The sequence below is a fragment of the Bacillus sp. GMa5/1 genome, from assembly GCF_050172015.1.
GTDB lineage: Bacteria > Bacillota > Bacilli > Bacillales > Bacillaceae_G > Bacillus_A > Bacillus_A cereus.
On record NZ_JBNLYC010000235.1, the window covers coordinates 1 to 5241 of the forward strand.

Below are 5241 nucleotides of genomic sequence, written 5' to 3' on the forward strand. Positions count from 1 at the left end.
CATAATCCCTATAAGCGTTTGTAAAATTAGCATACTCTGTTCCGAAGCATCATTCCAACTATAAATGGAATACCCCATTATAATAATTGCAAGTAAAACAGTTACGATCCTATTCATACGCAAACCCTCCCTTTTTAAAAAGAAACCGCTAAGTTTCCTTAGCGGTTTTATTAACAATTTATATTTAGTAAATGTGCTTTTCATGAATTTGATATAAGTCAAAAGAATTTCCTGTCCAATATAACTACGCATGTTAGCCCACTTTTTCTTTATTCAGTCTACTTACAATTCCAACTATAAATTTATATTCAATCCTCCTCTTCTTAGTTTTTTTAAACCCTTCTTTCGTATCAAAAATAAAACACGTTTTCCGAAACCAAATTCGTACATATAAAGACTCAAAATAAATAGGTTTTATAATTCCTCGTTCCTCAAATTCAGTTCCATCTTTATTTTCAGTTTCTGTTCGAACGAACCACCTATTTCCGAAGCCAATTTCAATATACTTCACATAAGTCCCCCTTTCGGAAATTAATTTCTAACTGTTCTATTATTTCCCCGGTAAGCGCACATTCCGACAGAACATGAGCCCACAAAGAAAAAGTAGATTGCAAAAATCTACTTTATAACTTATATTTTTGCATTCGTTTATAAAATGTACTACGGGGTACATTTAATAGTTTTGCAGCTAACGAAACATTTCCATTTGTCTTTTGTAATGCTTCAATCATGCTATCACGCTGTATTTTTTCGCGAAAATGTAATGTATGTTCTGTTTTATTTTCAACTTGTAACTCAAGTTGTTGTTGATTTCCCCTCATTGTTTGTAACAAAAAATCTACTTGTTTTTCGCATATTTCCCGTCCTTGCGACAAAATGTAAATGCGTTCTAATACATTTACTAGTTCCCGAATATTTCCGGGCCATGTATGTTGTAAAAATTGATTGTATATACTCTTTGGAAATACAACATTCCAATTCTTCTGTTCGCAAAAGTGTTGTATAAAATATGGGATATCCTCTTTTCTTTCTATTAACGATGGAACATATAACGGATAAACGTGCAAACGATAATATAAATCTTGACGGAATTTCCCTTCTTCTACTAACCGTAGTAAATCTTTATGTGTGGCAGTAATAATACGAATATTTACTGGTACCAATTTTGAACTCCCAATTGGAGTTATTGTGCGTTCTTGTAAAACACGCAATAATGCTACTTGCATCTCTGGTGGTACTTCACCAATTTCATCTAAAAATAATGTTCCTCCGTTTGCTTGTTCAAATTTCCCTTTATATCCTTGACGTCGCGCACCTGTAAACGCACCTTCAGCATAACCGAACAATTCACTTTCCATTAATTCTTTAGGCAAAGAACCGCAGTTAACAGCTATAAAGGGCCCGTCTTTTCTTGGACTATTTTCATGAATCGCTCTCGCGACATATTCCTTTCCTACTCCTGTCTCACCACATACATACACACTAGCATCAGTCGGTGAAACAAGCTTAATTTCTTCTAGTGTGTGTTGAAATGCTCTGCTTGTCCCGGTAACTCCTGAAAAAGTAATCCCTTTTATAAATGTGAGAGCAGAATATGTATTCATTTGTTTATTTTCCTTTAAATACATACATTTCCCAATCATTCTTTCATTACTATATACTGGTATCTCTAATTTAGTTTCCAATCCATGGTGCATTAACTCTTCAAGTTTCATTCTTGACCAATTATTTATTCGTTCACGAACGCTCTTACTCGCAGAAACGATAACATCACGATGATTACAAATAACTACTTGTTCATCACTATCAATGACATCTAAAAAACGATGGATTAAGTGTAATTCATTTTGATGAACTCTTATGCTACATTCACGTTCTATCGCATGTGCAATTGAAGTTACCATACCGAGCATATATGGATGCGAAAATTCAATCGGACACGAGAAATCTAGAACACCAATTAATTTCCCATCATCATTATGAATGGGAGCAGCCGCACAACTCCAGCTATGAGATGCCACGGTGTAATGTTCAGTACCACTTATCATAATAGCTTCTTCAATTTCTAGCGCTGTTCCAATTGCATTTGTGCCAACAGCTGATTCCGTCCATTTTACACCTTCAATAAAATTAATATGTTTCGCTCGCTTTAACGTTTGTTTATTTCCACTTAACGATAGAACATAACCATCTGGATCGATTAATAATGCCATCATTTGTAGTTCATCAATGGTTTTTCTCATATTTTGTATTTGAGGTAATGCGATATCAAGGAAAATTTCACTCTTTTTCTTTTGTTCTTGAAAAATGTTAGAAGACAAAATTTTCTGACCTTTATTCATGTGAGGATTAACATTAGCCTGTTTACATCGATGCCACGATTCTGAAATTCTTTGATTTATGCGATTTGAATCAAGAACACCTTCATTAACAAACTTTTTCCATGTATGTAAGTAAAACGGTGAAGCTAACATTGTATCATCTCCCTTTTAATTGTTTTGGAGATTTATAAAACATACTTTTATTATAAAACTGAATAAAAGCGTTTTCAATACAACTAGCAAGACGACACAAATATGTTACTAATTTGAATATCTTAATGCACTTCTTTATTCTTTTTTAGTAGCACTATATTTTGTATAATGGACGCAAAGAAAATACATAACCAAAACCACTTTTGTGGATTACCATTTATAAAGAAAACAATCACGGCTATTGCAAATAAAATAGTGGATGCTAAACTAAAATATAATTTTGTTTTAATTTCTCTTATCCCTCACCCCTCTGTTACTTTACAGTACATACTAACTCTTCATTTTTCATCTCTACTATGTACTCCTGTAAAACATATTCTTTCCCTCCATGGTTTTCATACCATTCATGTATTCCTTTAATATGCCTCTCGTCACTTCTAATTTTCGATTCTATTTCATTATACTGTTCATAACTATCATATTCCCATATGGCAAATACTTCAGACGTACCATTCTTATTATCTTTCATCCAGCGTCCTATTAGCCTAGAACCATGCTTTAATTGATTAGGTAAGTTCGTGTGATTGAAATGATCATTAAATACTTCTATGAATTCATTTTTCACTACATAGTACTTCCTTCTGTAAAACATACTTCTTCACCTCTTTCATGAAAAGTATTAGTAAATCTTCCCATCACTACCGTATTATAATACTTTCCATCCGATAGTCTTTTGTCATTTTTCAAAATGCCTTCTACTTCAAAACCTAATTTTTTATAAAGATGAATAGCTTTCTCGTTTGTCTCTAATACTTGTAAAGATATTTTATTTACTGCATTTTCGTCAGCCCATTTAATAGATTGTTGTAATAGGCTCTTCCCCATTCTATATCCCCAAAACTCTTTTAAAATACAAACGCCAAACTCCACTTTATGAGATAATCTCTTAAAATTTGATCCTTCACATCTTGAAAATCCAACAATTCGATTGTGCACTTCTACAACTAAAAAGAGATTCTTCGTTTCTTCACTATCTGTTTTTATTATTTTTTGAAACCCTAGGTCATCTATAAATCCCTCTCCAGCATCTCTATCCATATTTTCAGTTTCTCCATCAATCTGAACTCTAATTTTCGATAACTGCTCAGCATCTTTTTCAGCTGCAGAACGAATTGTATAAGTTAATCCATTTATATGATACTCTTGCTCTTTTACAATCATGTCAAACTCCTTTCAAATCAATATAATGGCGCTATTACAACTTGTTTACCTTGTTTCTCAAATTCCTGAACAGTTTCTTTACTAGCCTCTTCGTCAGTTATAATAAGGTCAACTTCTTTTAGAGACTCTCCTCTTATAAAACAATCTATTCCAAGTTTATTATGCGGAGCTAAACAAATATTTCTTCTAGCAATTTCACTTACTCTTTTACTAAAATAAGCAACTTCAGGTGTTGCAGTACTAATACCTTGTAATGAAATGCCTCCACCTGTAGAGAAATAAAGATCAATAGAAAATCTACTTATCAATTCAGAGGCAAATGTATCAGTAATATTTCCTGAAGGCTTTACTTTTCCACCAATTAAATATGTATCGATGTTCTTATATTCTCTTAGATGACCAGCTATTTCTATAGAATTCGTAATAACCGTAAATGATACTTCCGGTAAATATTTCAGCATCGCATTATGAACGGGAGCCCCGCCAATAAAAATAGAATCATCTTCTTGTATATAAGATGTCGCAACTTTTGCAATTGTGTTCTCATATATTGAGCTATCACTATAACGTTTAGCTGGTTCCGCAGCTAAGTTCCTCACTCGCGTAAGTTCAATTGCACCTCCGTGCGTTCTTTTTAATAAACCATCCTTTTCCATAATAGACAAATCTCTTCTTATAGAATCAATAGACATTTCAAATCTTTCCGCAAGTTCCTTTGCGATTACTCTTCCATCTGTATTAAGTAGTTCTAAGATTCTCTCTCGACGTTCTTCAGTAAACATGTTATCACCACCGTTATTGAAGATTCAGAAACTTAAACTTTATTTTAATTATATGTATGCCTCTTCTGTTTTACAATATTTTCAGTTCTTATTTATTCCGTTTTATACAGTCTTCTCCCGCTTTCTATCCCATTAATTTGCCAACCGAATAAATGTATATCTGTATATTACGCAAAAATACTTTCATTTACCTTCCTGTTGATGTAAAATTATTCCTATGTTTTACTTTTTAATACAGAAAGGGATTACTATGAAATCATTAATCAAAACGACATGTACAGCATTATTATTTACTGGAATATTAACAGGATGTAATAGCAATACTACATCAAAACAAGAAAAGAGCGCTCTCGAAAAGAATGCAATGCACTATGGAGAAATAGTTAAAAACGAATACTATAGAGCGACAGTTGAAAATGCAAAGTTTGAAAAAATAGACAAAGAGCGACGCCTTACTACTCGTGTTATGATTAATAATGTTCGGGACGATGGACAAACTATTGATCTTTCGGAAATAAAATATTTCATACAAGATGAAAAAACTGGTCAGAAATATGAAGGTGAAGCTCATCCGATAGATGACGAGCACTATAAAAATGTTCCACACGAATTCTCTTTAACTACTGACGTTGTGTTTGAACTGAAAACTTCACCAAAAGATTTAAATAATATGTATTTATACATAGATAGCAAAGCAGCGCCGTTAACAGATACATATTGGAAGCTTGATAATTTAGTATCTAAATAGAAAGACCAGTCTTACA

The 5241-nt window shown here is 32.8% G+C and carries 6 protein-coding genes; 1 reads left to right on the plus strand and 5 read right to left on the minus strand.

Going from position 1 to position 5241, the window contains the following annotated elements; translation table 11 throughout:
• Positions 1 to 253 precede the first annotated feature (253 nt).
• The 5 genes from ACQGSG_RS26245 to ACQGSG_RS26265 form a co-directional block, all read right to left on the minus strand.
• The gene (locus ACQGSG_RS26245) at positions 254 to 511 is read right to left on the minus strand and encodes a DUF3977 family protein (RefSeq protein WP_065703926.1); all 258 of its coding nucleotides are present in this window, start codon (positions 509 to 511) and stop codon (positions 254 to 256) included.
• Between the two features lie 112 nt (positions 512 to 623).
• A complete protein-coding gene (locus ACQGSG_RS26250; RefSeq protein ID WP_065703923.1) occupies positions 624 to 2474 on the minus strand; it encodes a sigma-54-dependent Fis family transcriptional regulator in 1851 nt (616 codons plus the stop codon).
• Between the two features lie 313 nt (positions 2475 to 2787).
• Positions 2788 to 3126, minus strand: coding sequence for an NIPSNAP family protein (locus tag ACQGSG_RS26255; protein ID WP_000499983.1), 339 nt, complete (start codon positions 3124 to 3126; stop codon positions 2788 to 2790).
• Entirely contained in the window at positions 3099 to 3695 is a 597-nt protein-coding gene (locus tag ACQGSG_RS26260; RefSeq protein ID WP_000635686.1) for a GNAT family N-acetyltransferase, read from the minus strand. The genes ACQGSG_RS26255 and ACQGSG_RS26260 overlap by 28 nt, the downstream gene beginning before the upstream one ends.
• Before the next feature lie 17 nt (positions 3696 to 3712).
• Positions 3713 to 4477 carry a DeoR/GlpR family DNA-binding transcription regulator gene (locus ACQGSG_RS26265; protein ID WP_000493660.1) on the minus strand — a complete coding sequence of 255 codons (765 nt, stop codon included), beginning with the start codon at positions 4475 to 4477 and terminating at the stop codon, positions 3713 to 3715.
• 250 nt (positions 4478 to 4727) lie between these two features.
• On the opposite strand from ACQGSG_RS26265, the gene ACQGSG_RS26270 reads away from it, so the two are divergent.
• The gene (locus ACQGSG_RS26270) at positions 4728 to 5225 is read left to right on the plus strand and encodes a hypothetical protein (RefSeq protein ID WP_000838469.1); all 498 of its coding nucleotides are present in this window, start codon (positions 4728 to 4730) and stop codon (positions 5223 to 5225) included.
• Positions 5226 to 5241: the final 16 nt, after the last annotated feature.

Coding starts and splice junctions, on each gene's coding strand:
- ACQGSG_RS26255 (WP_000499983.1), bottom strand. CDS start 3,126: ATGTTTTACAGAAGGAAGTACTATGTAGTGAAAAATGAATTCATAGAA.
- ACQGSG_RS26270 (WP_000838469.1), top strand. CDS start 4,728: ATGAAATCATTAATCAAAACGACATGTACAGCATTATTATTTACTGGA.
- ACQGSG_RS26265 (WP_000493660.1), bottom strand. CDS start 4,477: ATGTTTACTGAAGAACGTCGAGAGAGAATCTTAGAACTACTTAATACA.
- ACQGSG_RS26250 (WP_065703923.1), bottom strand. CDS start 2,474: ATGTTAGCTTCACCGTTTTACTTACATACATGGAAAAAGTTTGTTAAT.
- ACQGSG_RS26260 (WP_000635686.1), bottom strand. CDS start 3,695: ATGATTGTAAAAGAGCAAGAGTATCATATAAATGGATTAACTTATACA.